The organism is Pseudomonas sp. P20 (assembly GCF_016463925.1).
GTDB lineage: Bacteria > Pseudomonadota > Gammaproteobacteria > Pseudomonadales > Pseudomonadaceae > Pseudomonas > Pseudomonas aeruginosa.
On sequence record NZ_JAEMVM010000003.1, the window covers coordinates 261,188 to 287,364 of the forward strand.

The 26,177-nt window shown below is 68.3% G+C and carries 27 protein-coding genes; 14 read left to right on the forward strand and 13 right to left on the reverse strand.

Annotated features, from left to right (window positions below; genetic code table 11):
- Positions 1–16 precede the first annotated feature (16 nt).
- The 8 genes from bioF (at position 17) to JHD77_RS05425 (ending at position 9,988) form a co-directional block, all read left to right on the forward strand.
- Positions 17–1,222 (forward strand): 8-amino-7-oxononanoate synthase, encoded by a 1,206-nt coding sequence (gene bioF / locus JHD77_RS05390; protein ID WP_003084826.1) that lies wholly within the window; start codon positions 17–19, stop codon positions 1,220–1,222.
- A complete protein-coding gene (locus JHD77_RS05395; protein WP_003103332.1) occupies positions 1,215–1,937 on the forward strand; it encodes an alpha/beta fold hydrolase in 723 nt (240 codons plus the stop codon). Before bioF ends, JHD77_RS05395 begins: the two co-directional genes overlap by 8 nt.
- Positions 1,930–2,754, forward strand: coding sequence for a malonyl-ACP O-methyltransferase BioC (gene bioC / locus JHD77_RS05400; RefSeq protein WP_003103333.1), 825 nt, complete (start codon positions 1,930–1,932; stop codon positions 2,752–2,754). Before JHD77_RS05395 ends, bioC begins: the two co-directional genes overlap by 8 nt.
- Positions 2,755–2,757: 3 nt before the next feature.
- The gene (bioD, locus tag JHD77_RS05405; protein ID WP_003103336.1) at positions 2,758–3,444 is read left to right on the forward strand and encodes a dethiobiotin synthase; all 687 of its coding nucleotides are present in this window, start codon (positions 2,758–2,760) and stop codon (positions 3,442–3,444) included.
- A 108-nt stretch (positions 3,445–3,552) separates the two neighbouring features.
- The gene (locus tag JHD77_RS05410) at positions 3,553–3,783 is read left to right on the forward strand and encodes a hypothetical protein (RefSeq protein ID WP_003103338.1); all 231 of its coding nucleotides are present in this window, start codon (positions 3,553–3,555) and stop codon (positions 3,781–3,783) included.
- Positions 3,784–4,122: 339 nt separating this feature from the next.
- Positions 4,123–5,928, forward strand: a complete 1,806-nt coding sequence (locus tag JHD77_RS05415; RefSeq protein WP_003103341.1) for a phenylacyl-CoA dehydrogenase — start codon at positions 4,123–4,125, stop codon at positions 5,926–5,928.
- A gap of 212 nt (positions 5,929–6,140) precedes the next feature.
- The gene (locus JHD77_RS05420) at positions 6,141–7,937 is read left to right on the forward strand and encodes an acyl-CoA dehydrogenase C-terminal domain-containing protein (RefSeq protein ID WP_003103343.1); all 1,797 of its coding nucleotides are present in this window, start codon (positions 6,141–6,143) and stop codon (positions 7,935–7,937) included.
- 272 nt (positions 7,938–8,209) lie between these two features.
- Complete coding sequence (locus JHD77_RS05425; RefSeq protein WP_003113245.1) at positions 8,210–9,988, forward strand: acyl-CoA dehydrogenase C-terminal domain-containing protein; 1,779 nt, start codon at positions 8,210–8,212, stop codon at positions 9,986–9,988.
- 461 nt (positions 9,989–10,449) lie between these two features.
- Here JHD77_RS05425 and nirN read toward each other — a convergent pair whose 3' ends face one another.
- Genes nirN through nirS form a run of 11 tightly spaced genes read right to left on the reverse strand, consistent with a single transcriptional unit; the run spans position 10,450 to position 19,439 of the window.
- A complete protein-coding gene (gene nirN / locus JHD77_RS05430; protein WP_031756035.1) occupies positions 10,450–11,931 on the reverse strand; it encodes a dihydro-heme d1 dehydrogenase in 1,482 nt (493 codons plus the stop codon).
- Positions 11,922–12,761, reverse strand: coding sequence for a uroporphyrinogen-III C-methyltransferase (gene cobA, locus JHD77_RS05435; RefSeq protein WP_031756033.1), 840 nt, complete (start codon positions 12,759–12,761; stop codon positions 11,922–11,924). Before cobA ends, nirN begins: the two co-directional genes overlap by 10 nt.
- A 10-nt stretch (positions 12,762–12,771) precedes the next feature.
- A complete protein-coding gene (nirJ, locus tag JHD77_RS05440) occupies positions 12,772–13,935 on the reverse strand; it encodes a heme d1 biosynthesis radical SAM protein NirJ (protein ID WP_031756031.1) in 1,164 nt (387 codons plus the stop codon).
- Positions 13,929–14,444, reverse strand: coding sequence for a siroheme decarboxylase subunit beta (gene ahbB / locus JHD77_RS05445; protein WP_003084858.1), 516 nt, complete (start codon positions 14,442–14,444; stop codon positions 13,929–13,931). Before ahbB (JHD77_RS05445) ends, nirJ begins: the two co-directional genes overlap by 7 nt.
- Positions 14,419–14,862, reverse strand: a complete 444-nt coding sequence (locus JHD77_RS05450) for an Lrp/AsnC family transcriptional regulator (protein WP_003084860.1) — start codon at positions 14,860–14,862, stop codon at positions 14,419–14,421. Before JHD77_RS05450 ends, ahbB (JHD77_RS05445) begins: the two co-directional genes overlap by 26 nt.
- The gene (gene ahbB, locus JHD77_RS05455) at positions 14,855–15,379 is read right to left on the reverse strand and encodes a siroheme decarboxylase subunit beta (protein WP_003111534.1); all 525 of its coding nucleotides are present in this window, start codon (positions 15,377–15,379) and stop codon (positions 14,855–14,857) included. Before ahbB (JHD77_RS05455) ends, JHD77_RS05450 begins: the two co-directional genes overlap by 8 nt.
- Positions 15,376–15,828: an AsnC family transcriptional regulator gene (locus JHD77_RS05460; protein ID WP_023114728.1), complete on the reverse strand. Its 453-nt coding sequence runs from the start codon at positions 15,826–15,828 to the stop codon at positions 15,376–15,378. The genes ahbB (JHD77_RS05455) and JHD77_RS05460 overlap by 4 nt, the downstream gene beginning before the upstream one ends.
- Before the next feature lie 8 nt (positions 15,829–15,836).
- The gene (gene nirF, locus JHD77_RS05465) at positions 15,837–17,015 is read right to left on the reverse strand and encodes a heme d1 biosynthesis protein NirF (RefSeq protein ID WP_003084866.1); all 1,179 of its coding nucleotides are present in this window, start codon (positions 17,013–17,015) and stop codon (positions 15,837–15,839) included.
- Positions 17,012–17,371, reverse strand: coding sequence for a cytochrome c55X (gene nirC, locus JHD77_RS05470; RefSeq protein ID WP_031756029.1), 360 nt, complete (start codon positions 17,369–17,371; stop codon positions 17,012–17,014). The genes nirF and nirC overlap by 4 nt, the downstream gene beginning before the upstream one ends.
- Positions 17,368–17,682 (reverse strand): cytochrome C-551, encoded by a 315-nt coding sequence (gene nirM / locus JHD77_RS05475; RefSeq protein WP_003084872.1) that lies wholly within the window; start codon positions 17,680–17,682, stop codon positions 17,368–17,370. The genes nirC and nirM overlap by 4 nt, the downstream gene beginning before the upstream one ends.
- Positions 17,683–17,732: 50 nt before the next feature.
- The gene (nirS, locus tag JHD77_RS05480; RefSeq protein WP_003111532.1) at positions 17,733–19,439 is read right to left on the reverse strand and encodes a nitrite reductase; all 1,707 of its coding nucleotides are present in this window, start codon (positions 19,437–19,439) and stop codon (positions 17,733–17,735) included.
- A 215-nt stretch (positions 19,440–19,654) separates the two neighbouring features.
- Here nirS and nirQ point away from each other — a divergent pair, with 215 nt between their 5' ends.
- The 6 genes from nirQ (at position 19,655) to JHD77_RS05510 (ending at position 25,031) form a co-directional block, all read left to right on the forward strand.
- Positions 19,655–20,437, forward strand: coding sequence for a transcriptional regulator NirQ (nirQ, locus tag JHD77_RS05485; protein ID WP_003113240.1), 783 nt, complete (start codon positions 19,655–19,657; stop codon positions 20,435–20,437).
- 34 nt (positions 20,438–20,471) lie between these two features.
- On the forward strand, positions 20,472–20,999 hold the full coding sequence (locus tag JHD77_RS05490) for a cytochrome c oxidase subunit 3 (protein ID WP_003118864.1): 528 nt from the start codon (positions 20,472–20,474) through the stop codon (positions 20,997–20,999).
- Positions 21,000–21,006: 7 nt separating this feature from the next.
- Positions 21,007–21,264, forward strand: coding sequence for a cytochrome C oxidase subunit IV family protein (locus tag JHD77_RS05495; RefSeq protein ID WP_031756027.1), 258 nt, complete (start codon positions 21,007–21,009; stop codon positions 21,262–21,264).
- Between the two features lie 89 nt (positions 21,265–21,353).
- Complete coding sequence (norC, locus tag JHD77_RS05500; protein WP_003084881.1) at positions 21,354–21,794, forward strand: nitric oxide reductase subunit NorC; 441 nt, start codon at positions 21,354–21,356, stop codon at positions 21,792–21,794.
- On the forward strand, positions 21,794–23,191 hold the full coding sequence (gene norB / locus JHD77_RS05505) for a nitric-oxide reductase subunit NorB (RefSeq protein WP_003084883.1): 1,398 nt from the start codon (positions 21,794–21,796) through the stop codon (positions 23,189–23,191). The genes norC and norB overlap by 1 nt, the downstream gene beginning before the upstream one ends.
- Before the next feature lies 1 nt (position 23,192).
- Positions 23,193–25,031, forward strand: coding sequence for a nitric oxide reductase activation protein NorD (locus JHD77_RS05510; RefSeq protein WP_014602419.1), 1,839 nt, complete (start codon positions 23,193–23,195; stop codon positions 25,029–25,031).
- A gap of 6 nt (positions 25,032–25,037) precedes the next feature.
- Here JHD77_RS05510 and JHD77_RS05515 read toward each other — a convergent pair whose 3' ends face one another.
- Complete coding sequence (locus tag JHD77_RS05515) at positions 25,038–25,232, reverse strand: hypothetical protein (protein ID WP_003101553.1); 195 nt, start codon at positions 25,230–25,232, stop codon at positions 25,038–25,040.
- 83 nt (positions 25,233–25,315) lie between these two features.
- Positions 25,316–25,999, reverse strand: a complete 684-nt coding sequence (gene dnr / locus JHD77_RS05520; protein WP_128570717.1) for a transcriptional regulator Dnr — start codon at positions 25,997–25,999, stop codon at positions 25,316–25,318.
- Positions 26,000–26,177: the final 178 nt, after the last annotated feature.

Below are 26,177 nucleotides of genomic sequence, written 5' to 3' on the forward strand. Positions count from 1 at the left end.
ACACGAGCGACCTGCCATGTCCTTCGATCTCGCTTCCCGCCTCGCCAGCCGGCGCGCGGAAGACCTCTACCGCCAGCGGCCGCTGCTGGAGTCGGCCCAGGGCCCGGACGTCGTGGTCGACGGCCAGCCGCTGCTGGCCTTCTGTTCCAACGACTACCTCGGCCTGGCCAACCATCCCGAGGTGATCGCCGCGCTGCGCGCCGGCGCCGAGCGCTGGGGCGTGGGCGGTGGCGCCTCGCACCTGGTGGTCGGCCACAGCGGCCCGCACCACGAACTGGAGCTGGCCCTCGCCGAATTCACCGGGCGGCCGCGCGCGCTGCTGTTCTCCACCGGCTACATGGCCAATCTCGGCGCGGTGACCGCGCTGGTCGGCAAGGGCGACACGGTGCTGGAGGACCGCCTCAACCACGCTTCGCTGCTGGATGCCGGATTGCTCTCCGGCGCGCGTTTCTCGCGCTACCTGCACAACGACCCGGCAAGCCTCGCCGCGCGCCTGGACAAGGCCGAGGGCAATACCCTGGTGGTCACCGACGGGGTCTTCAGCATGGACGGCAATCTCGCCGACCTGCCGGCCCTGGCCGCCGTCGCGCAGGCCCGCGGCGCCTGGCTGATGGTCGACGACGCGCATGGCTTCGGCCCGCTGGGCGCCAGCGGCGGCGGGATCGTCGAACACTTCGGCCTCGGCCAGGAGCAGGTGCCGGTGCTGATCGGCACCCTCGGCAAGGGTTTCGGTACCGCCGGCGCCTTCGTAGCGGGCAGCGAGGAACTGATCGAGACCCTGATCCAGTACGCCCGGCCCTACATCTACACCACCAGCCAGCCGCCAGCGGTGGCCTGCGCCACCCTGAAGAGCCTGGAGCTGCTGCGCCGCGAAAGCTGGCGGCGGCAACACCTGGCGGCGCTGATCGCCCGTTTCCGCCATGGCGCCGAGGCGCTTGGCCTGACCCTGATGGACAGCTTCACGCCGATCCAGCCGATCCTGGTCGGCGGCAGCCGCCAGGCCGTGGCCCTGGCCGGCATGCTTCGAGCCCGTGGCATCATGGTCGGCGCGATCCGCCCGCCAACCGTGCCGGCCAACAGCGCGCGGCTGCGCGTCACGCTGTCCGCCGCGCACAGCGAAGCGCAGGTCGACCGCTTGCTCGAAGCCCTCGGCGAAAGCTGGCGACAGCTGTCGTCTAGCCTTCTGGCAGAGATCGAAGCCGAGGAGGGAGACGATGCGTGACCACTTGATCCTGTTGCCGGGCTGGGGCCTGGGTAGCGCACCGCTGGAACCGCTGCGCGACGCGCTGCACGAGCGCGAGCCGCACCTGAACGTGTTGATCGAGCCGCTGCCGTCGCTGGACGACGCCGCCGACTGGCTCGACGAACTCGACGATAACCTGCCGCGCGATAGCTGGCTGGCCGGCTGGTCGCTGGGAGGCATGCTCGCCGGCGAACTGGCGGCGCGCCGCGGCGACGATTGCCGGGGACTGCTGACCCTGGCCAGCAATCCGTGCTTCCGCGTGCGCGAGGACTGGCCGAACGCGATGCCGGCGGAAACCTTCGAGGACTTCTTCGAGGCTTTCCTGCTCGAACCGCACCTGACCCGCAAGCGTTTCACCCTGCTGGTCAGCCAGGGTGCGCGCGACCCTCGGACCCTGGCGCGGCAACTGCAGGTGGCGCTGCCGCAGCTGGAGCGCGAGGCGCTGGTCGCCGGCCTGCAGTTGCTCGGCCAACTGGATACCCGGGCCGCCCTGGAAAACTTCCGCGGGCCGCAATTGCACCTGTTCGCCGAAGCCGATGCGCTGGTGCCGCTGGCCGCCGCCGAGGCCCTGCTCGAGTGGCTGCCGGACGTCGAGGTCTCGACCCTGGCGGCCAGTCACGGCCTGCCGCTGGAATGCCCGGACGAGGTGGCCGGCGCAATCCTGAGATTCCTTCGCGAGGGTGACGATGCCTGACGATTCCTCGCCGCTGCTGGCGCCCCATGGCGTTGCCGCGCTGCCCGACAAGCGCCAGGTCGCCGCGTCGTTTTCCCGCGCGGCGGCCAGCTACGACGCGGTGGCCGAACTCCAGCGCGGCGTCGGTGAGAGCCTGCTGTCGGCATTGCCGGAAGGCTTCTCGCCGCGCCGCTGGGTCGATCTCGGCTGCGGCACCGGTTATTTCAGCCGGGCCCTGGAACGACGCTTCGGTGCGGCCGAGGGCCTAGCCGTGGATATCGCCGAAGGCATGCTGCGGCATGCCCGCGCGCGCGGCGGCGCCAGCCATTTCATCGGCGGCGACGCCGAGAGGCTGCCGTTGCGCGACGGCAGTTGCGACCTGCTGTTCTCCAGCCTGGCCATCCAGTGGTGCGCCGACCTCCCGGCGGTCCTGGCCGAGGCGCGGCGGGTCCTGCGGTCGGGCGGCGTGCTGGCGTTCAGCAGCCTGTGCGTCGGTACCCTGGGCGAGTTGCGCGACAGTTGGCGGGTGGTGGACGGCTTCGTCCACGTCAATCGCTTCCGCGCCTTCGCCGACTACCTGCAACACGCGGCCGGCAGCGGCCTGCTGCCGCTGACCCTGCGCCACGAGGACCGGCTCCTGCATTTCCCCGACCTGCGCAGCCTGACCCACGAACTCAAGGCGCTGGGCGCGCACAACCTCAACCCCGGGCGGCCCGACGGCCTGACCGGGCGCCAGCGCATCCGCGCGCTGGTCGCCGCCTACGAGCGTTTCCGCCAGCCCGAGGGGCTGCCCGCTACCTACCGCGTCGTCTTCGGCGTGCTGCGCAAGGATTCCTGAACCATGCCGGCGTTCTTCGTCACCGGTACCGACACCGAGATCGGCAAGACCACCATCGCCGCCGGCCTGCTCCACGCGGCCCGGAGTGCCGGCCTGAGCACCGCCGCGGCGAAGCCGGTGGCCTCCGGCTGCGAGCCTACGGCGCAAGGCCTGCGCAATGGCGACGCGTTGGTGTTGCTCGGCCAGTGCTCGCTGGCGCTGGCCTACGAGCAGGTCAACCCGCTGGCCTTCGCACCGGCCATCGCCCCGCACCTGGCGGCGCGCGAGGCTGGCGTCGAACTGAGCGCCGCACGCTTGCACGAGGCGGTGCGCGAGGTGCTGGCGCTACAGGCCGATTTCACCCTGGTGGAGGGCGCCGGCGGATGGCGCGTGCCGTTGCTGGGCCGCGAGAACCTGTCCGACCTGGCGCGCCTGCTGGCGCTGCCGGTGGTGCTGGTGGTCGGCGTGCGCCTGGGCTGTATCAACCATGCGCTGCTCAGCGCCGAGGCGATCCTGGGCGACGGCCTGGCGCTGGCCGGCTGGGTGGCCAACGTCGTCGACCCGGCTACCTCGCGCCTGGAAGAGAACCTGGCGACCCTCGCCGAACGCCTGCCGGCGCCCTGCCTGGGTCGGGTACCGCGCCTGGAGGAAGCCACTCCCGCGGCTGTGGCCGCACACCTCGACCTGCGGCCCCTGGGTATCGGGCTATAAACAGCGGGCCGTCCATAACCAACGGGCGGTACCCAGCGCCGGCCAAGTCTGCTTGAATAGAAGCCACTTGCTATCGCAGTGGCGCGTGCGCGTCCCCAGGAGTAGAGGGTGGAAATTTCCGGCAACGCTTTCGTCAGTGGCCTCAACGCGGTGCAGTCGGGCAGCGCCCGCGTCGCCCAGGCCGGCAGCGAGATCGCCCGCAATACCGTGGAGGCCCGTTCGCCCCAGGCCGAGCAGATGGTCGAACTGACCCGCGGCAAGCTCGAGGCGCAGAGCGGCGCCCGGGTCATCGAGGTAGCCGACGAGACCCTCGGTACCCTGATCGATACCCACGCCTGACTTCCTGGCGGCCGGCAGCGGCCGCCCCGACCCTTCCTTTTCCGACTGTCACCCGGCGGCCCCTGAAGCCTGCCGGGCGCTTCGCCATGGGCTTTACTGAGAGAGACGAAAGTGCTTTGGAAGGACGTGGCTGCCAGTGATTTCGGGCATGACCGAGCGGTCGGTTCGGATGCTTGACAAGGGATTGGCGTAAACGTATGTTTCAAACGCCTGTTTGAGAGCCGGGACGCATGAGTGCGTCCGGCAAGGCGACCGGGAGCGATCCCGCACTGCGACCGCAGACTCTGGACATCCGTCCGGTCGCCGATTAACCAGAACCCTTCGTAGAGGTTGACTGCTATGCCTGATTACAAGGCCCCCTTGCGTGATATCCGTTTCGTTCGCGACGAGCTGCTGGGCTACGAAGCGCACTACCAGAGCCTGCCGGGCGCCGAAGACGCGACTCCCGACATGGTCAACGCCATCCTCGAGGAAGGTGCGAAGTTCTGCGAACAGGTGATCGCTCCGCTGAACCGCGTTGGCGACCTGGAAGGCTGCACCTGGAGCGCCGACGGCGTGAAGACCCCGACCGGCTTCAAGGAGGCCTACCAGCAGTTCGTCGAAGGCGGCTGGCCGAGCCTGGCCCATGACGTCGAGCACGGCGGCCAGGGTCTGCCGGAATCCCTCGGCCTGGCCATCAGCGAGATGGTCGGCCAGGCCAACTGGTCCTGGGGCATGTACCCGGGCCTGTCCCACGGCGCCATGAACACCCTGCATGCCCACGGCACCGCCGAGCAGCAGGCAACCTACCTGACCAAGCTGGTCTCCGGCGAGTGGACCGGCACCATGTGCCTGACCGAGCCGCACTGCGGCACCGACCTGGGCATGCTGCGCACCAAGGCCGAGCCGCAGGCCGACGGTAGCTACAAGGTCACCGGCACCAAGATCTTCATCTCCGCCGGCGAGCACGACATGGCCGACAACATCGTCCATATCGTCCTGGCCCGCCTGCCCGACGCCCCGCAGGGCACCAAGGGCATCTCGCTGTTCATCGTGCCGAAGTTCCTGCCCAACGCCGAAGGCAACGCCGGCGAGCGCAACGCGGTTTCCTGCGGTTCCATCGAGCACAAGATGGGCATCCACGGCAACGCCACCTGCGTGATGAACTTCGACGCCGCCACCGGCTTCCTGATCGGCCCGCCGAACAAGGGCCTGAACTGCATGTTCACCTTCATGAACACCGCTCGCCTGGGTACCGCGCTGCAAGGCCTGGCCCATGCCGAAGTCGGTTTCCAGGGCGGCATCGCCTATGCTCGCGAGCGTCTGCAGATGCGCTCGCTGACCGGTCCGAAGGCGCCCGAGAAGCCCGCCGACCCGATCATCGTGCATCCTGACGTGCGCCGCATGCTGCTGACCATGAAGGCCTTCGCCGAAGGCAACCGCGCGATGCTGTACTTCGCCGCCAAGCAGGTCGACATCGTCCAGCGCAGCCAGGACGAAGAGCAGAAGAAAGCCGCCGACTCGATGCTGGCCTTCCTCACGCCGATCGCCAAGGCGTTCATGACCGAAGTCGGCTTCGAGTCCGCCAACCACGGCGTGCAGATCTTCGGTGGCCACGGTTTCATCGCCGAACACGGCATGGAGCAGAACGTCCGCGACAGCCGCATCTCGATGCTGTACGAAGGCACCACCGGCGTTCAGGCCCTCGACCTGCTGGGTCGCAAGGTGCTGATGACCCAGGGCGAGGCGCTGAAGGGCTTCACCAAGATCGTGCACAAGTTCTGCCAGGCCAACGAAGCCAACGAAGCCGTCAAGGAATTCGTCGCTCCGCTGGCGCAGCTGAACAAGGAGTGGGGCGACCTGACCATGAAGGTCGGCATGGCCGCCATGAAGGATCGCGAGGAAGTCGGCGCCGCTTCGGTGGACTACCTGATGTACTCCGGCTACGCCTGCCTGGCCTACTTCTGGGCCGACATGGCGCGCCTGGCCGCCGAGAAGCTGGCCGCCGGCACCGGCGAGGAAGCCTTCTACAAGGCCAAGCTGCAGACCGCGCGCTTCTACTTCCAGCGCATCCTGCCGCGTACCCGCGCCCACGTCGCCGCCATGCTGTCCGGCGCCAGCAACCTGATGGAGATGGCCGAGGAAGATTTCGCCCTCGGTTACTGATGGCACGGGCCGCTGGCGGCCCGTTCCCCAGGTGAGAAAGAGCCCGCCCTTCGGCGGGCTTTTTCATGCCTGCGATCCGCTGCATCCTGGCCTTCCGACCTCGGGGTTATGGCGTTGCATTCAGCGTCCGCAGCGTGATTGTAGGCGCCCGCCCGGCGCAGTAGCTTCGAGGGATTCGCGCCTGTGGGGCGCCCCTGCCGAGGAGAACAGAGATGCCGGAATACAAGGCTCCGCTGCGCGACATGCGCTTCCTGATCGATGAGGTATTCGACTTCCATGGGCGCTACCAGGCGCTCGGCGCCAGCGACGCGACCCCGGACATGGTGGCGGCGATCCTCGATGAAGGGTCGAAATTCTGCGAACAGGTTCTGGCGCCGCTGAACCGCTCCGGCGACGAAGAGGGCTGCCACTTCGACAACGGCGTGGTGACCACGCCCAAGGGTTTCAAGGAAGCCTATGCACAGTACGTCGAGGGTGGCTGGAACGGTGTCGCCAGCGATCCCGCGTACGGCGGCCAGGGCCTGCCGCACTCGCTGGGTCTGCTGCTCAGCGAGATGATCGGCGCCAGCAATGTCTCCTGGGGCATGTACCCGGGCCTGACCCGCGGCGCCATGTCGGCGATCCACGCCCACGGCAGCCAGGCGCAGAAGGACCTCTACCTGGCGCGGATGACCGCCGGCACCTGGACCGGCACCATGTGCCTGACCGAGCCGCACTGCGGCACCGACTTGGGCATCATCAAGACCCGCGCGGTGCCGAACGCCGACGGCAGCCATGCGATCAGCGGGACGAAGATCTTCATCTCCGCCGGCGAGCACGACCTGAGCGAGAACATCGTCCACCTGGTGCTGGCCAAGCTTCCCGATGCGCCGGCCGGGACCAAGGGTATCTCGCTGTTCATCGTGCCGAAGTTCCTACCCGACGCCGAAGGTAACGTGGGCGCGCGCAATGCGGTCTCCTGTGGCTCCATCGAGCACAAGATGGGGATCAAGGCCTCGGCCACCTGTGTGATGAACTTCGACGGCGCCACCGGCTACCTGATCGGCGAGCCGAACAAGGGCCTGCACTGCATGTTCACCATGATGAACCACGCCCGCCTGGGCACCGGCATGCAGGGCCTGTGCCTTGGCGAGACCAGTTACCAGGGCGCCGTGCGCTACGCCCGGGAGCGCTTGCAGATGCGCTCGCTGACCGGGCCGAAGGCGCCGGACAAGCCGGCCGACCCGATCATCGTGCACCCCGACGTGCGGCGCATGCTGCTGACCATGAAGGCGTTCAACGAAGGCAACCGCGCGCTGGCCTACTTCACCGCCCAGTTGCTCGACACCGAGCACCTGTCGCAGGACGCCGCCGAGCGCGAGCGGGCCGCCGACCTGCTGGCCTTCCTGACACCGATCTGCAAGGCCTTCATGACCGAGACCGGGCAGGAGGTGACCAACCTCGGCATGCAGGTCTACGGCGGCCACGGCTACATCCGCGAGTGGGGCATGGAGCAGTTGGTCCGCGATTGCCGCATCGCACAGATCTACGAAGGCACCAACGGCATCCAGGCCCTCGACCTGCTCGGCCGCAAGGTACTGGGCAGCCAGGGCAAGCTGTTGCGCGGTTTCACCAAACTGGTCCACCAGTTGTGCCAGGCCCAGGCCGAGCATCCGCAACTGAAGGGACAGGTCGCGCAACTGGCGGCGCTGAACGCGCAGTGGGGCGAACTGACCCAGCAGGTGGGCCTGGCGGCGATGAAGAATGCCGACGAAGTGGGCGCCGCCTCGGTGGACTACCTGATGTTCTCCGGCTACGTGACCCTGGCCTATTTCTGGTTGCGCATCGCCCTGGTGGCGCGCGAGAAGCTGGATGCCGGCAGCGGCGAGGCCGCGTTCTACGAAGCCAAGCTGGCCACCGCCGACTTCTACTTCAGTCGCCTGCTGCCGCGCACCGCGGCGCACGCCGCGGCGATCCAGGCCGGCGCGGCGGGCCTGATGAGCCTGTCGGCGGAGCAGTTTTCGCTCTAGCGGCTGCCGGGGCAGGGGCGCGGCGCTTCTTCCCCCGGTTTCTCCCGCACCCGCCGGGCCCGTCGGACTCCCGGCGAACTCGCTCGAGCCCGCGAAAAGCGGGCTTTCTCATGCCTGTCGCATAGAAGACCGATATAGACTTTACGGTCACGACGTGACGCTACAAGTCCGAAATGTTGGTGGTGTAGACTCGGCCGCGGCACGCCTCTCGTGCCTCCATTTTGTTGCCGCTGGCCCCCGGCCGGCGATCGGTACGATCGAGGATTCCCCACATGGCTGATTACAAAGCTCCGCTGCGCGACATGCGCTTCGTCCTCAATGAGGTGTTCGAGGTCTCCCGGCTCTGGGCGCAACTGCCGGCGCTGGCCGAAGTGGTCGACGCCGAGACCGCCGCGGCGATCCTCGAAGAGGCCGGCAAGGTCACCGCCGGTACCATCGCCCCGCTGAACCGTCCGGGCGACGAGGAAGGCTGCCAGTGGAACGCTGGCGCGGTGAGCACCCCGGCCGGCTTCCCCGAGGCCTACCGGACCTACGCCGAAGGCGGCTGGGTCGGCGTCGGCGGTGATCCGGCCTACGGCGGCATGGGTATGCCCAAGGTGATCTCGGCGCAGGTCGAGGAACTGGTCAACTCGGCCAACCTGTCGTTCGGCCTGTATCCGATGCTGACCGCCGGCGCCTGCCTGGCGCTCAATGCCCATGCCAGCGACGAACTGAAGGACAAGTACCTGCCGAACATGTACGCCGGTATCTGGGCCGGTTCCATGTGCCTGACCGAGCCGCATGCCGGCACCGACCTGGGCATCATCCGCACCAGGGCCGAGCCGCAGGCCGACGGCTCCTACAAGATCAGCGGGACCAAGATCTTCATCACCGGCGGCGAGCATGACCTGACCGAGAACATCATCCACCTGGTGCTGGCCAAGCTGCCCGACGCCCCGGCCGGGCCGAAGGGCATCTCGCTGTTCCTGGTACCGAAGGTGCTGGTCAACGCCGATGGCTCGCTGGGCGAGAAGAACAGCCTGGGTTGCGGCTCCATCGAGCACAAGATGGGGATCAAGGCCTCGGCCACCTGCGTGATGAACTTCGACGGCGCTACCGGTTGGCTGGTGGGCGAGGTCAACAAGGGCCTGGCGGCGATGTTCACCATGATGAACTACGAGCGCCTTGGCGTCGGCATCCAGGGCCTGGCCACTGGCGAGCGCTCCTACCAGAGCGCCATCGAATATGCCCGCGAGCGTATCCAGAGCCGCGCGCCGACCGGCCCGGTGGCCAAGGACAAGGCCGCCGACCCGATCATCGTGCACCCCGACGTGCGTCGCATGCTGCTCACCATGAAGGCGCTGAACGAAGGCGGCCGCGCCTTCTCCAGCTACGTCGCGATGCAGCTGGACACCGCCAAGTACAGCGAAGACGCGGTCACCCGCAAGCGCGCGGAAGAGCTGGTGGCGCTGCTGACCCCGGTGGCCAAGGCATTCCTCACCGACATGGGGCTGGAAACCACCATCCATGGCCAGCAGATCTTCGGTGGCCACGGCTTCATCCGCGAATGGGGCCAGGAGCAACTGGTGCGCGACTGTCGCATCACGCAGATCTACGAAGGCACCAATGGCATTCAGGCGCTCGACCTGGTGGGGCGCAAGGTGATCGGCAGCGGCGGCGCCTTCTCCCGTCACTTCACCGACGAGATCAAGGCCTTCGTCGCTTCCGCCGACGAGGCCCTGGGCGAGTTCAGCAAGCCGCTGGCGGCCGCCGTGGAGAACCTGGAAGAGCTGACCGCCTGGCTGCTCGACCGCGCCAAGGGCAATCCCAACGAGATCGGCGCGGCGTCGGTCGAATACCTGCATGTGTTCGGCTACACCGCCTATGCCTACATGTGGGCATTGATGGCGCGCACCGCGCTGGCCAAGCAGGGCGAGGACGACTTCTACGCCAGCAAGCTGGGTACCGCGCGCTTCTACTTCGCCCGCCTGCTGCCGCGCATCCATTCCCTGAGCGCCTCCGTGCGCGCCGGCAGCGAGTCGCTGTACCTGCTGGACGCCGAGCAGTTCTGAGGCCTGGCGCCTGAGACGGAAAGCCCCGCGATGCGGGGCTTTTTTCTGGGCGCCGGGGGCTCGGCGCGCGGGACGGGTGGGGGGATATCCGCTTGCGGCTATCCGCCATTCCCAGGGTTTTCTCGGGGCCGTGATGGGACAGGGTGATCGGCGGATAACGCCGTTGGCGTTATGCGCCCTACGGCTCCTCGCGCAGGGTGGGCGGTAGGGCGAATAACCGCTTGCGGTTATCCGCCATTCCCGTGGTTTTCTCGGGGCCGTGATGGGACAGGGTGATCGGCGGATAACGCCGTTGGCGTTATGCGCCCTACGGCTCCTCGCGCGGGACGGGCGGTAGGGCGAATAACCGCTTGCGGTTATCCGCCATTCCCCTGGTTTTTCTCGTGCCGTGATGGGACAGGGTTGTCGCGGTCCGTCGCGGAGGATACGGGGATATCCGTTGATGGCGTCTCGCCCGAGCCTCAGTGCGAGGTTCCCTCCGCATAGCCGATCTTGTTGCCGACGTTGTACTTGCCCGACGGCTTGTTCATCGGCAGTCGCTTCACTTCCTCCAGGCTGTGCGCGTCGTAGACCACCAGCGCGCCGTCGCGGTCCCAGACGCTGAGCAGGGCGTAGCGGCCGTCGCGGGTGAACTCGACGTGGCCGGCCACCTTGCCCGGGCTGGGGCGCAGGCGATGGGCGATTTCCAGGGTCTGCTTGTCGATCAGCAGGATCTCGTCGTGTTTCTTGCCAAGGAAGGTATCGGTCCAGGCGTAGGGCGAGTCGGCATGGCTGCGCATGAAGAAGCCGGGGCCGTCGGTGACGATTTCCTTCAACGGCTTCCAGTTTTGCAGGTCGATCACCGAGATCACCCCGCGGCTGATGTTCGGCGTGGCGAACACCCAGCGCCCGTCGCGCTTCCAGTAGATGCCCGAGCCGAGGTGCGGCATGCCCGACAGCGGGATCGAGGCGACCCGCGCGCCGCTGTCCAGTTCGATCACCTCGCCGCCCCTGGCCTGCCGCGAGCTGCCCAGCAGGTAGCGGTAGTCGGGGCTGAAGGAGAAGTCGTCGAGGTAGTCGGCCACCGCTAACCGTTTCGGCGCGACCGGCTTGCCGTTGGCATAGGGCAGCTCCCACAGCTCGTGGACGTCCTTCAGGGCGACCACGAAGCTGTGTCGCGGCGGTGCCGTGTATACCGCGCTGACCCGCGAGGCCTGGCCCTGGGCGTCGGCCGCCGGGATGACCTGCACCAGGGACAGGTCGCGGGCGTCCAGCAGCACCAGGTTGCCGGGCAGGTAGTTGCCCACCAGGACCCAGCGCCCGTCGTCGCTGACCGCCAGGTTGCGCGTGTTGAGGCCGGCGCGGACCTCGGCGACCACCTTCAGGTTGTACAGGTCGTAGAGGGTCACCCAGCCGTCGCGCGAGGCGAAGTACACCAGGCGCCCGTCCGGGGAGAACTTCGGACCACCGTGCAGGGCGTAGCGCGATGGGAAGCGGGCGATGGGCTCGAAGCGATCGCCGTCGAGGATGGTCACGTGGTGGTCGCCGGATTCCACCACCACGAACAGGTTCAGCGGGTCGGCCTCGAAGCGAGGCCTGGACGGCAGGGTGGCGAGGGGATGCGGCTGAACCTGGCTGGCCCGGATGTCCTCGGCGCTCCACTGCGGTTCGCGCGGCGGCGTCTGGTAGAGATAGGCGACCAGGGCGTCCGCCGCGGCGTCGTCCAATTGACCGGCAAAGCCGGCCATCTGGGTTGCCGGGCGTCCGTGCAGGATCACCTCGCGGGCCTGCGCCGGCTTCAGCCGCGAAAGGCTTTCCGGGAGCAGGGTCGGGCCGCTGCCGCCGAGCCGCCCGGCGCCGTGGCAGGCCTGGCAGTGCTGGCGGTAGAGCGCTTCCCCCGGCGCTTCGCCGGCCTGCGCGGGGGCGCCGAGGAGCAGGCCGAGGGCGAGGCCGATCAGGCGCATGCGACGGCCTCGCGGCTGACCGGCGAGCCGGCGCCCAGGTGTGACGGATGCGCCATCGCGCGCTCGGCGAAGAGCGCCACCACCTGGCCGACGACGATCAGCGTCGGCGGCTTCAACTGGTAGCGCCGCGCCAGCGCCGGCAGCTCGGAAAGGGCGCCGCGGGTCACCTGCTGGCCCGCCTGGGTGCCCTGGCTGACCAGCGCCGCCGGGGTGTCGCTGGCGAGGCCGTGCTCGACCAGGCGCGCGGCGATCTCGGCGAGGTTGCCCAGGCCCATGTAGAACACCAGGGTCTGCTTGCCGCGCGCCAGGCCGGCCCAGTCGAGGTCGAGGCGGCCGTCGTTCTGCAGGTGGCCGGTGACGAAGGTGCAGGACTGGGCGAGGTCGCGGTGGGTCAGCGGGATGCCGGCGTAGGTACTGCAACCGGAGGCGGCGGTGACGCCGGGGACCACCTGGCAGTCGACGCCGGCTTCGAGCAGGCGCTCCAGCTCCTCGGCGCCGCGACCGAAGATGAACGGGTCGCCGCCTTTCAGGCGGACCACCCGGCGTTGCTGCCGGGCCAGGCGCACCAGCAGCTCGTTGATTTCTTCCTGCGGCAGGCTGTGGTGGCCGCAGCGCTTGCCGACGTAGATGCGCTGGCAGCTTTCCGGCAGAAGGGCGATCAGCTCGCGGGCGACCAGGCGGTCGTAGACCACCACCTCGGCCTGTTGCAGCAGGGCCCAGGCGCGCAGGGTGAGCAGGCCCGGATCGCCGGGGCCGGCGCCGACCAGGGCGACGCTGCCGGCAGGGAAATCGACATCGAGGAGGGACGGCGGAATCACGGTAGTGTTCATGAGGCTTTCCTTAGACGGCGTGCAGCGCGATGCGCTCGAGGCCGATTTCCTGATCGCTGAGGTAGCAGCCGGGGTCTTCGCCCCAGAGTTCTCCGCCGGCCCAGGCGCGGGTGCGGGTGTTGCCGTTGCAGATGTCCAGCCAGCGGCATTGGCTGCAGCGCCCGACCACCGGTCGCGGGCGCTGGCGCAGTTGCAGGAGCAGCGGGTCGGGGCGCTCGAACCAGAAGTCGGCGAAGCGCTGATGGCGGATGTTGCCGACGCTGTGGTGCCACCAGTAGCTGTCCGGATGCACCTCGCCGGTGTTGTCGATGTTGGCGATGCCCTCGCCCGAGGCGTTGCCGCCCCAGTCCAGCAGCAGCTCGCAGAGACGCGCCAGTTGCTGCGGGCGGCGGCGCTTGAGCCAGTCGAGGAGAAGGATCGCGTCGGCGTCGTTGTTGCCGGTGACGAAGTCGCTGTCGCGCCCCTGCCGGATGTCCTCGTCGGCCCGTTCGAAGAGCAGCGCGAGGGCCTCGCGGGTGCGCCGGTGGTGGGCGTCGAGGGCGCGGCTGCGGCGGCCGCGGCCACTGTAGTTGAGGTGCGAGAGGTAGAACTTCTGCACGTCGAGTTCGCGCATCAGGTCGAGCAGTGCCGGTAGTTGCGCGGCGTTCTCCTCGGTCAGGGTGGTGCGCATGCCGACGCGGATATCCGCCTCGCGGCACAGGCGCATGGCCGCCAGCGCGGCGTCGAAGCTGCCCTGCTTCTGGCGGAAGCGGTCGTGGGTCTCGCGCAGGCCGTCGAGGCTGATGCCGACGTAGTCGAAGCGGGCCTCGGCGACGCGCTGGATGTTGCCTTCGTCGATCAGCGTACCGTTGCTCGACAGCGCCACGAACATCCCGGCCTGGCACGCATGGGCGGCGATCTCGAAGAGGTCCGGGTGCATCAGCGGCTCGCCGCCGGAGAGGATCAGCACGCGCACTCCGGCGGCGCGCAGGTCGTCGATGCCGCGAAGGATTTCCGCGGTCTCCAGCTCGCCACGGAAGTCGCTGTCGGCGGAGGTGGAGTAACAGTGCTTGCAGGTCAGGTTGCAGCGCCGCAGCAGGTTCCAGATCACCACCGGGGCGCGCCTGCCGCCGGCGCGGCGCGGCGTCGGCGCGTCCTCGGCGAGGCTGCGCAGGTAATGGCTGATCCTCAGCATGGACGTTCCTCCTTCTGCGCCAGGCGCAGGCCGGTCTTCTTCAGGATGCGGCTGCTCACCAGCATCTCGTCGGCGCGACAGTCCTCGCCGAGCAGCAGGCGGATCTGCTGGCGGTAGCCTTCGATCTCCGCTTCGCTGCGGCCGTGGACCATGGCGAACAGGTTGTAGCGCCACTGCGGCAGATGGCGCGGGCGCCGGTAGCAATGGCTGACGAAGGACAGCCCGCCGACCAGCCGGCCGAGGCGTTCGATGCGTTCGTCGGCGACGTCCCAGACGGTCATGCCGTTGTGCCGGTAGCCAAGGCGATAGTGGTTGGGCACCGCGGCGATGCGCCGGATCACCCCGGCGTCGCGCAGGCGCTTCAGCAGCGCCAGGGTCTCCGCCTCGCTCAGCCGCAGTTGCGCGGCGATCCACGCCCAAGGGTCGGCGACCAGCGGCAGGCCGGCCTGGGTCAGTTCGATCAGGCGGCGGGCGAGCAGGGCGTCAGAGGGGGAAATGCAGGCCGACATGGTAGGTCGCCTCCTTGGGCAGGTCGAGTACCGCCAGCCCGCTCTCGCGCTCCAGCCGTGCGAGGGTCTCGGCGACCTCCGCCGGGCTGTCGCAGGCGACCACCAGCCACATGTTCAGGGCGTGCTCGCGACGGTAGTTGTGGGCGACCTGCGGCCAGCCGGCGAGCAGCGCGGCGATCTCTTCGAAACGCGCCTCCGGCACGCTCATGGCGGCCAGGGTGAAGGCACCGCCGAGGGGCTCGATATCGAACAGCGGACCGAAGCGGGTCAGGGTGCCGTCGTCGAGCAGGTCATCGAGGCGGCGCAGGATGTCTTCCTCGCGGCAATCCAGCTCGGCGGCAAGCAGCGCGTAGGGGTGCGGCTCCAGTGGCAGGCCGTGTTGCAGGCGGTTCAGCAGGCGCCGGTCGAACTCATCCATGGCGGCGCTCCAGGTCGGCCGGCGGCGCGGTGTAGCGGCCGCCGCACTGCTTGTAGGCGCGCAGGCTGAACAGCCAGCGGTGCGGTGTCTGGCGCAGGGCGTGGCGCTCCAGCAGGGCCTCGATCTGGCGTTCCACTTCGCCGCGCTCGCGGCCGTGGATCATGCAGAACAGGTTGTATGGCCACATCGGCAGGCGACGCGGGCGGCGGTAACAGAGCGAGACGATCGTTTCGTGGGCGAGGGCGCGGCCGACGGCGTCGACCTCCGCGTCGGCGACGTCCAGCACCAGCATGGCGTTGGCGGTATAGCCCAGGGCGCGGTGGTGGAGGATCACCCCGAAGCGGCGGAACAGGCCGTCTTCGTCCCAGCGGCGGACCTGTTCCAGCACTTCGTCTTCGCCGGCGCCGATGCGTTCGGCGAGCACCCGATAGGGCCGGCTGGCCAGCGGCAGGCCCTGTTCCAGCAGGTAGCGCAGGTGTTGCCGCTGCGGCGCGGCGAGGGGTTCGACGGGGTTCATCGGCTGGCCTCCAGGGGAAACGCGAGGTCGATGCAGTAGGCTTCCTGCATCGGCAGGTCGAGGGGTTGCAGGCCGGTGTCGGCGGCGATCTCCGCCAGTACCCGGTCGAGTTGCGCGCGGTCGCCGGCGGTGAGCACGAACCACAGGTTGTAGCGGTGTTCGCGCTGGTAGTTGTGGTTGACCTCGGCGTACTGGCTGATGCGCTCGGCGACCCGTTGCAGACGCTCCTCGGGCACCGCCAGGGCAGCCAGGGTGCTGGCCCCGGCGCGTTGGTGGCGGAGCACCGGGCCGACCCGCGACAACGCGCCGTCGGCTTCCAGGCGACGCAGCCGTTCGAGCACCTCGGCTTCGCTGCAACCCAGGGTCTCGGCCATCCGTCGATAGGGGTCCGCGCAGATCGGCAGGCCTTTCTGGTAGCGGGCGAGGAGGCGGCGGGAGAGGTCGTCCATGGTGCCTCCTAGAGTCCGATGTGCTGGGCGCGGTGGCTGAAGAAGATGCCGCTCGGGCTGCGGGCCGGAAGGCTGCCGATGCGCTTCAGGCGGTACGGGTCCCAGACCTGCAACTGGTCGGCGTCGCGCACCGAGATCCAGACCTGGTCGCCGCGCCCGCTGAATTCCATGTGCAGTACGCCGGGGCCAGGGCGTAGGGTTTCGATCACTTCGTGGGTCTCGCTGTCGATGACCTGCACCTTGTCGTTGTCCGGGTAGGCGAAGTTGACCCAGATCTGCCGGTCGTCCGGTCGAGTCATGACGAACACCGGCTGGCCGGCGACGTCGATGGCGTCGGTCTGCTTCCAGTCGCGCGCGTCGAGCACCAGCACCTGGTGATGGCCGACCGCCGGGACGAAGGCCTGGTCGCTGGCGATGGTCCAGCCCTCCAGGTGCGGCATCTTGTACACCGGCAGCTTGCGTTGGCCGCGGCCGTAGTCGCCGAGTACGCGCCTGACGCCGCGCTCCGGGTGCCAGAGGTCGAGCTGGGCCATGCCGTCCTCGCCGAACAGCCCGGCCATGTAGTAGCGCCCGTCGGGGCTGATGAGGGCGTCGTAGGGTTGCTTGCCGATATCGCGGAAGCGGGTCAGGTGCGGCGTGTCGCCCTGGCTGAAGTCGGCGATCCAGATCTCGCCGCTGTCGAACAGGCTGAACACGAAGCGCTGCCCGGGCGCGTCGACCAGGCCGACCACCCGGGAGTTCCTGTCCTGGCCGGGGAGGCGGGTGGCGGGAATCTCAGCGACCAGCTCCAGGGTGCGGCTGTCGAACACCTTGACCCCGCCCGGCTCGTAGTTGGATACCGCGACCAGCCGACCGTCCTGGCTGATCGCTCCGCCGATGCTGTTGCCGCCCTGGATCAGGCGCTTGTCGATGCGCTGGGCCAGCAGGTCGAGCTTGGTCAGGCCGCCGTCGCGACCGAATACGTAGGCGTAGCGCTGGTCGCGGGAGAACACCAGGGAGGCGTGGGACAGGTCGCCGAGGCCTTCGACCCGCGCCAGCGAGGTCTTCGCCGTGCCGTCGAGGATCTGCACGCTGCCGTCGGCGCGTTCGATCAGCACGCCGAGGTCGCCGCTGCCGCGCAAGGGCGGCTGCTGGCTACAGCCGGCGAGCAGGGCGAGGAAAAGCGGCGCGAGGGGACGCAGGTTCATGGGGCGATCTCTCCTTCGATCAGGCGGTCCACCAGCCAGCCGGCGTCGTCTTCGCTGAGCAGGCCGGCCCAGGGGGGCATCGGGGTTTGCGGACGGCCCATGAGCACGGTGGCGACCAGCGATTCGCGCGGCTTGCCGCGCAGGGCCTCGGGGGTCAGCGCCGGGCCGAGGCCGCCGGTCAGGCGCAGGCCGTGGCAGGAGCCGCAGTCCTGCAACAGCAGGTGACGCAACTGGGCCTGGCGACAGGCATCGGGATGCTCGTCGGCCAGGCCCGGAAGAGGACAGGCGAACGTCAGCGCGAGGGCCAGCCACAAGGCGTGGCTGGCGGCGCGCCGGAAGTCCGGAGGGGCGTTCATTTCTGCGACAGGACCCACTTCGCCAGGGTCTGCGCCTCGTCGTCGCTGACCGCGTTCGGCGGCATCGGGATCGGGCCCCAGACGCCCTGGCTGCCGTTCTTGATCCGCTGCGCGAGTTCCGCTTCGGCGCCGGCCTGGCCGGCGAACTTGGCGGCGACGTCCTTGTAGGCCGGGCCGACCATCTTGGTATCGATGGCATGGCAGGCCACGCAGCCCTTGTTCTTGAACAGCACTTCGGGGTCTTCGGCCCAGGCGCCCTGGGCGAGCAGGGTGCCGGTGGCGAGCAGCGAAAGCAGTGCGTACGGTTTCATCACGGTTCCTCGTAGGGGGGAGCGTGCGGGGCGTGCCCCGCACGCGGGTCTCAGTACACGTCGTGCTGGGTGTTGTAGACGTTGAACTTGCCGGTCGGGGTGATCAGCCGCGGGTCCTTGACCACGGCCTTGAGCTTCAGGGTCTTGTCGTCCACCACCACCAGCGCGGAGCTGTCGTTCTTGCCGTTCCACACCGAGAACCAGACTTCATCGCCGCGCTTGTTGTACTCGGGCTGCACCACCCGCTTGGCGCCTTCGCCGAGATCGGCCCATTCGGCGATCGGCAGCACCTGGTACTTGGCGTCGAGGTTCTTCAGGTCGAACACCGCGACGCTCTGGCTGATCCTGGCGTCGGGGTTGAAGGTGGTGTCGACGTAGAGGTGCGAGGACTTCGGATGGGTCTTGATGAACAGCGAGCCGCCGCCCTGGCCCTGTAGTTCGGCGACTTTCTTCCAGGCGTACTGCGGATGGTTCTTCGGATCGGTGCCGATCAGCGAGATGCTGCCGTCGCCCAGGTGGCTGGTGCTCCACACCGGGCCGTACTTGGGATGTACGAAGTTGGCGCCCCGCCCCGGGTGCGGGGTCTTGCCGACGTCGACCAGGGCCGACAGGCGACGGTCCTTGGAGTCGATCACGGCAACCTTGTTGGAGTTGTTGGCGGCGGTCATGAAGTAGCGGTGGCTGCTGTCCCAGCCGCCGTCGTGGAGGAACGGCGCCGCACCGATGCTGGTGACGGTGAGGTTGTCGATATCCTTGTAGTTGACCAGCAGGACCTTGCCGGTCTCCTTCACGTTGACGATGAACTCGGGGTGCTCGTGGGAGGCGATGATCGCCGCCACGCGCGGTTCCGGGTGGTAGGTCTGGGTGTCTACGGTCATGCCGCGGGTGGAGACGATCTGCTTCGGCTCCAGGGTCTCGCCGTCCATGATCGCGAACTGCGGCGGCCAGTAGGCGCCGGCGATGGTGTAGCGGTCCTCGTAGCCCTTGAACTTGGAGCTTTCCACCGAGCGCGCCTCGATGCCGATCTTGATCTCGGCGACCTTGGTCGGCTCCTTGGCCCACAGGTCGATCATGTCGATCCGCGCGTCGCGGCCGATCACCAGCAGGTAGCGGCCGGAAGCGGACATCCGCGAGATATGCACGGCATAGCCGGTATCGATGACCTTGACGATCTTCTTGCTGTCGCCGTCGACCAGGGCGATCTGCCCGGCGTCGCGCAGGGTCACCGAGAACAGGTTGGGCAGGTCGAGGTCGTTGAGCTGTTTCTTCGGCCGGTCCTCCGGCTTCACCAGCACCTTCCACGATTCGCGCATCTCCGGCATGCCCCACTCCGGCGGTTGCGGCGGGGTGTGCTGGATGTACTTGGCCATCAGGGTGATCTGTTCCTTGCTCAGCTCGCCGGAGCTGCCCCAGTTCGGCATGCCCAGCGGGGTGCCGTAGGTGATCAGCGCTTCCAGGTATTGCTGGCCGCGTTGCTGGGTGATGTCCGGGGTCAGCGGCTTGCCGGTGGCGCCCTTGCGCAGGACGCCGTGGCAACCGGCGCAGCGTTGGAAGTAGATCTGCTTGGCCTCGTTGAACTCGCTTTCACTCATGTCGGGGGCACCGTTGGTGCGCACCACGTGAGCGGGATCGACGGCGGAAGCGGCACCCTGGTATTGCTCGGCGGCTTTCATGTCGTCCTTGGCGTGAGCGGTGGCCAGGCCCAGCAGCGTCAGCGAGGCGAGCAAGGTGCCCACCAGTGGCTTGCCAAATGGCATGGTCTATCTCCTCAGGAGCCCTGCGAGGCGCTCCCTTAGCAGTGTTTTGGGGGGGGCTGCGTCGGGAACTCCCGGGAATTCATGGCGCGAAAGGATCATAGAAAGCAGGGTCTTTACCCTTGCTTGACCGGAATCAAGATTGCGTTGCTTTGCGCTTGTGGCACCTTCCAACTGTGAATAGCGTGCGGTCCTAATCCCTAGCGCAGGAGTAGGACATGCGGGACGCGACACCCTTCTACGAGGCCACCGGCCATGAGATCGAAGTCTTCGAGCGCGCCTGGCGGCACGGCCTGCCGGTATTGCTCAAGGGCCCCACCGGTTGCGGCAAGACCCGCTTCGTCCAGTACATGGCGCGGCGCCTGGAACTGCCGCTGTACAGCGTCGCCTGCCACGACGACCTGGGCGCCGCCGACCTGCTCGGCCGCCATCTGATCGGCGCCGACGGCACCTGGTGGCAGGACGGCCCGCTGACCCGCGCGGTGCGCGAAGGCGGTATCTGCTACCTGGACGAAGTGGTGGAGGCGCGCCAGGACACCACGGTCGCCATCCACCCGCTGGCCGACGACCGCCGCGAGCTGTACCTGGAGCGCACCGGCGAGACGTTGCAGGCGCCGCCTTCGTTCATGCTGGTGGTGTCCTACAACCCCGGCTACCAGAACCTGCTCAAGGGCCTGAAGCCCAGCACCCGGCAGCGTTTCGTCGCGTTGCGCTTCGACTACCCGGCGGCGCAGCAGGAGGCACGCATCCTGGTCGGCGAGAGCGGTTGTGCCGAGACCCTGGCGCAGCGCCTGGTGCAGTTGGGCCAGGCGCTGCGGCGGCTGGAGCAGCACGACCTGGAGGAAGTCGCCTCGACCCGCCTGCTGATCTTCGCCGCGCGCCTCATCGGCGACGGCATGGACCCGCGCGAGGCGTGCCGGGTGGCGCTGGCCGAACCGCTCTCGGACGACCCGGCGACGGTGGCGGCGCTGATGGACATCGTCGATCTCCATGTCGCCTGATACCGTCGAGCGGCGCCTGCCCGGCGACCTGGCGATGTGGTTCTTCATCCTCGCCGAACTCAGCGTGTTCAGCCTGCTGCTGCTGGCGTTCGCCGGCGCCCAGGCCTGGCAGCCGGAGCTGTTCCGTGCCGGCCGGGAGCAACTGGATAGCCGCTGGGGCCTGTTGCTGACCGTGGCCCTGCTCAGCTCCGGCTGGCTCGCCGCGCTGGCGGTGCATGCGGTGCGCCGCGGACGGCCGCGCCAGGCGAGCGGCTGGTTGCTGGCGGCGCTGCTGCTGGCGCTGGTCTACGTCGGCCTGAAGCTGCACGAGTACGGGCGGCTCGCCGATCTCGGCCTGGACATCGAGCACGACACTTTCTTCACCCTCTACTGGTGCCTGACCGGCTTCCATTTCCTCCACGTCCTGCTCGGCCTGCTGATCCTCGGCTGGCTGGCGCAGGCCTGCTGGCGCCGGTGTTATACGCCGCAGGCTTGCTCGGGACTGGAGTCGGGAGTGCTCTACTGGCACATGGTCGACCTGGTCTGGGTGCTGCTGTTCCCGCTGGTCTACGTCCTGCAATGAGGTGCCGATGCGAACCCTGACCCTCTGCTGGCTGGCGTTGCTGGCGCTGGCCGTGACCGGTGTGCTGCTGGGTGGCGCCGGCGACTCTCCCTGGCTGCTGGCGGCGGTGCTGGCCTGCGCGGTGGCCAAGGGTTGGCTGATCGGCGAGCGCTTCATGGAGCTGGCCCATGCCCCGGCGCTATGGCGCCGCCTGCTGCTGGCCTGGCCGCTGCTGATGGCCCTGGCGGTGGGCGCTGCGCTGTACCTGGCGCCGATGAATAACTGAGTAAATCGTTCGGGAATCTTGATTGCCATCAAGCGGGTTCGCCGCCGCCGCTTCCTAGAATCGCCGCACCACCCATTCCAGGAGGCCGCATGTCTGAGACCTTTACCAAAGGCATGGCCAGGAACATCTATTTCGGCGGGAGTGTGTTCTTCATCCTGCTGTTCCTGGCCCTGACCTACCACACCGAGAAGACCCTGCCCGAGCGCACCAACGAGGCCGCGATGAGCGCCGCGGTGGTGCGCGGCAAGCTGGTCTGGGAACAGAACAACTGCGTCGGCTGCCACACCCTGCTCGGCGAGGGCGCCTACTTCGCGCCGGAGCTGGGCAACGTGGTCGGACGCCGTGGCGGCGAGGAGGGCTTCAACACCTTCCTCCAGGCCTGGATGAAGATCCAGCCGCTGAACGTGCCGGGCCGCCGCGCCATGCCGCAGTTCCATCTCAGCGAGGGCCAGGTCGACGACCTGGCCGAGTTCCTCAAGTGGAGCTCGAAGATCGATACCAACCAATGGCCGCCGAACAAGGAGGGTTGATGATGTCGCCCAATGGCTCCCTGAAATTCGCCTCGCAGGCGGTCGCCAAACCCTACTTCGTGTTCGCCCTGATCCTCTTCGTCGGGCAGATCCTGTTCGGCCTGATCATGGGCCTGCAGTACGTGGTCGGCGACTTCCTGTTCCCGGCGATCCCCTTCAACGTCGCGCGCATGGTGCACACCAACCTGCTGATCGTCTGGCTGCTGTTCGGCTTCATGGGCGCTGCCTACTACCTGGTGCCGGAGGAGAGCGACTGCGAGCTGTACAGCCCGAAGCTGGCCTGGATCCTGTTCTGGGTATTCGCCGCCGCCGGCGTGCTGACCATCCTCGGCTACCTGCTGGTGCCCTACGCCGGCCTGGCCAGGCTCACCGGCAACGAACTGTGGCCGACCATGGGCCGCGAGTTCCTCGAACAGCCGACCATCAGCAAGGCGGGCATCGTGATCGTCGCCCTGGGCTTCCTGTTCAACGTCGGCATGACCGTGCTGCGCGGGCGCAAGACCGCCATCAGCATGGTCCTGATGACCGGCCTGATCGGCCTCGCCCTGCTGTTCCTGTTCTCCTTCTACAACCCGGAAAACCTCACCCGCGACAAGTTCTACTGGTGGTGGGTGGTGCACCTGTGGGTGGAAGGCGTGTGGGAACTGATCATGGGTGCGATCCTCGCCTTCGTGCTGGTGAAGATCACCGGGGTCGACCGCGAGGTGATCGAGAAGTGGCTCTACGTGATCATCGCCATGGCGCTGATCAGCGGCATCATCGGCACCGGCCACCACTACTTCTGGATCGGCGTGCCCGGCTACTGGCTGTGGCTCGGCTCGGTATTCTCGGCGCTGGAGCCGCTGCCGTTCTTCGCCATGGTGCTGTTCGCCTTCAACACCATCAACCGCCGCCGCCGCGACTATCCGAACCGCGCGGTCGCGCTGTGGGCCATGGGCACCACAGTGATGGCCTTCCTCGGCGCGGGAGTGTGGGGCTTCATGCATACCCTGGCGCCGGTCAACTACTACACCCACGGCACCCAGCTCACCGCCGCCCACGGCCACATGGCCTTCTATGGCGCCTACGCGATGATCGTGATGACCATCATCTCCTACGCCATGCCGCGCCTGCGCGGGATCGGCGAGGCGATGGACAACCGCTCGCAGGTCCTGGAGATGTGGGGCTTCTGGCTGATGACCGTGGCGATGGTGTTTATCACCCTGTTCCTCTCCGCGGCCGGGGTGCTGCAGGTCTGGCTGCAACGGATGCCGGCGGACGGCGCGGCGATGACCTTCATGGCCACCCAGGACCAGCTGGCGATCTTCTACTGGCTGCGCGAAGGCGCCGGGGTGGTGTTCCTCATCGGCCTGGTCGCCTACCTGCTGAGCTTCCGGCGCGGCAAGGCGGCCGCCTGAGATGGCCTTCGCCGTCGAGCTGGAGGAATGGGTCGGCGCCCACTGGCACCGCTTCATCACCCGCCATGCCAGCGGCGAGTTCGAGGCGGCGCGGGTGACCCTGGAGAGCATGCGGCGTCCGCTCGGCATGCTCTTCCGGGCGCTCGGCGGCGCACCGGGGGTAGCCCTCGAGGCGACCCCGGCGCGCCGCCTGCTGCTACGCCGCACCTGGTTGCAGCGGGTCGCCGGGACCTGCGAGCAGGCCCCGGTGTCCTGGTTCAACGGCGACAGCCTGCGCCTGCCGGAATCCCTCGCGGTCTATCCGCAGGCCGAGCTGAACCGTGAACTGTATCGCTGGCTGGCGCTGCTGGCGGCCAGCGCCGGGCCGCTGCGGCACTGGGCCCAGGACAACCAGCGCTGGGCGCGGCAGTTGCTCGATGCCTATCCGGCGCTACGCCCGCGCTACGCCCGGCTGGTCGCCGCGCATCTGCGCCAGCGCCCGTCGCTGGACGATTGCCCGGCGGCAGACGCCGAACTGGAAATCGCCCTGCGCCGCGCGCTTGCCGAGCCGGGCAGCGTCGAGCGCTTCCCGCGAGTCGAGCGGGCGCCCTGGCCGGTGCCGCTGTGGCTGTATCCCGGCGAGCGCTGGACGCCTTCCGCCAGCCCGGAGGACGGCGAGGAAGCGGCCGCCGGCGCCGGCAAGCGCCAGGTCGCCCGCAGCGGAGCGCGCAAGCGCGCCGAGCGCGTCGAGGAGCGCGACAGCGAGCGCAACCTGCTGCTGTTCCGCCTGGAAAGCCTGCTCAGTTGGTCGGAGCACCTGGCCCTGGACCGCTGTAGCGACGACGAGGACGACCCGGACGGCGCGCGCGTCGCCGAAGACCTCGACTACCTGTCGCTGTCGCGCCAGCGCACGCAGAAGGGCGGCGGCCTGCGCCTGGATCTCGACCTGCCGGCCGCCGACTACGATGACCTGCCGCTCGGCCCCGGGCTGAAGCTGCCCGAGTGGGACTATCGGCAGCAGCGCCTGCTGAGCGACCACGTGCTGCTGCAACCGATGCGGCCGCGCGGCGCGACCAGCGCCAGCCTGCCGGCGCACCTGGAGAAGACCGCGCTGCATCTGCGCCGCCAGTTCGCCTGCCTGCGCGACGGCCGCCAACGCCTGCGCCAGCAGCCGCAAGGCGACGAGATCGACCTCGATGCCTGGCTCGACTTCCAGGTCGAGCGGCGCCGCGGCGGTTCCACCCAGCCAGGCCTGTTCCTCGAACAGCGGCCGCGCCGGCGCGACCTCGCCTGCCTGTTGCTGGCGGACCTGTCGATGTCCACCGAAGCCTACCTCGACGACCAGCGGCGAGTGATCGACAGCATCGTCGACAGCCTGCTGCTGTTCGGCGAGGCGTTGCAGGCACTGGGCGACCCCTTCGCGCTGTACGGGTTTTCCTCGGTGCGCCGGCAGCAGGTGCGCTGGCAGGTGCTGAAGGACTTCGACGAAGGCTACGGCGGCGAGGTCCGCGGTCGCGTGCTGGCGCTCTCGCCGGGCTACTACACGCGGATGGGCGCGGCGATCCGCCGGGCCAGCCAGGTGCTCGGCGGGCAGCCGCAGAAGCGTCGCCTGCTGTTGCTGTTGAGCGACGGCAAGCCCAACGACCTGGACCGCTACGAGGGCCGCTACGGCATCGAGGACACCCGCCAGGCGGTGATCGAGGCGCGCAGCCAGGGACTGGTGCCCTTCTGCATCACCATCGACAAGGAGGCGGCGGACTACCTGCCCTACCTGTTCGGCGCCGACGGCTTCGCGCTGGTCGAGCGCGCCGGGCAGTTGCCCGAGCGCCTGCTCCAGCTCTATCGGCGCCTGCGCCGCTGAGATGCCTCAGGGAGCATCGCGCGGCAACCAGAGCATCATGCCCAGGCAGAACAGCGCCAGCCCGACGCAGAACCAGGCGAAGCGCCGCTGCCGGCGACCCTGGAGCTGGCGCTGGGAAGCGCTGGGCAGCGGCATGCCGCACTGTTCGCAGGCGCTTTCCGCGCCTTCGGTTTCATGGAGGCAATACAGGCATTGGCGCATGGGCGTTCTCGCGGGCTCGACCCCGCCAGCTTGCCGGCGGACGGGCCGTGGCGCGCTTGACCGCGATCAAGCGGCGGCGCTGTTCACTCGAAGCACTCCAGGTGTTCGCGGTCGAGGATGCTGATTTCGCGGCCGTCGAGGCGGATGATGCCCTCGTCGCCGAGGCGGTGCATGATTCGCGAGAAGGTTTCCGGCTGGATCGACAGGTGACCGGCCACCAGTTGCTTGGCCACCGGGATTTCCACCCGGCAGTTCTCCCCCGGCGCGTGGGCGGCGAGGGTCAGCAGGTAGCGCACCACGCGGTGGGTGGCGTTCTTCAGGGAAAGCGTCTCGATCTCGTCGATGCGCTGGTGCAGGCGGGTGCTGAGCTTGGCCAGCAGGGCCAGGGCCAACGGGGTGTTGTCCTGCAACTGGCGCAGGTAGGCCTTGTTGGAGAAACGGAACAGCTGGCTGGGCACCACGGCCTGGGCGGTGGCCACGTAGTTCGGGGTGTCCATGAACATCATCGCCTCGGCGAAGGTGTTGCGTTCGTTGGTCACTTCGAGAATCTTCTCCTGGCCTTCCGGGGTCAGCCGGTAGATCTTCACGCAGCCGGAAATCAGGTAGTAGAAGGCGTGCGCCGGCTCGCCCTGGCGGAACACGTAGGCGCCCTTGTCGAGGTTGACCAGGTCGCTGCTGGCGAGCAGTTCCTGGAGCTGGACGGGAGAAAGCGGTTCGAACAGGTGGTGGCTTTGCAGCAACTGCTGGTGGACGCGCTGGAATTCCATGCTGGGAAGGCTCGCGATGATGAGGGGACTGGCCACTGTAGCGGGCCAGGCGCAGATCATCTTGACGCACGGCAAGCTCGCGGCGGGTGGGCGCTGCCGTCGGTCCGGCGAGCGGAACTATTACAGCGTGTAAGCCAAGGCTTACAAACGGCGGTGGTTTTGGCTGCTTTCTCCCCCT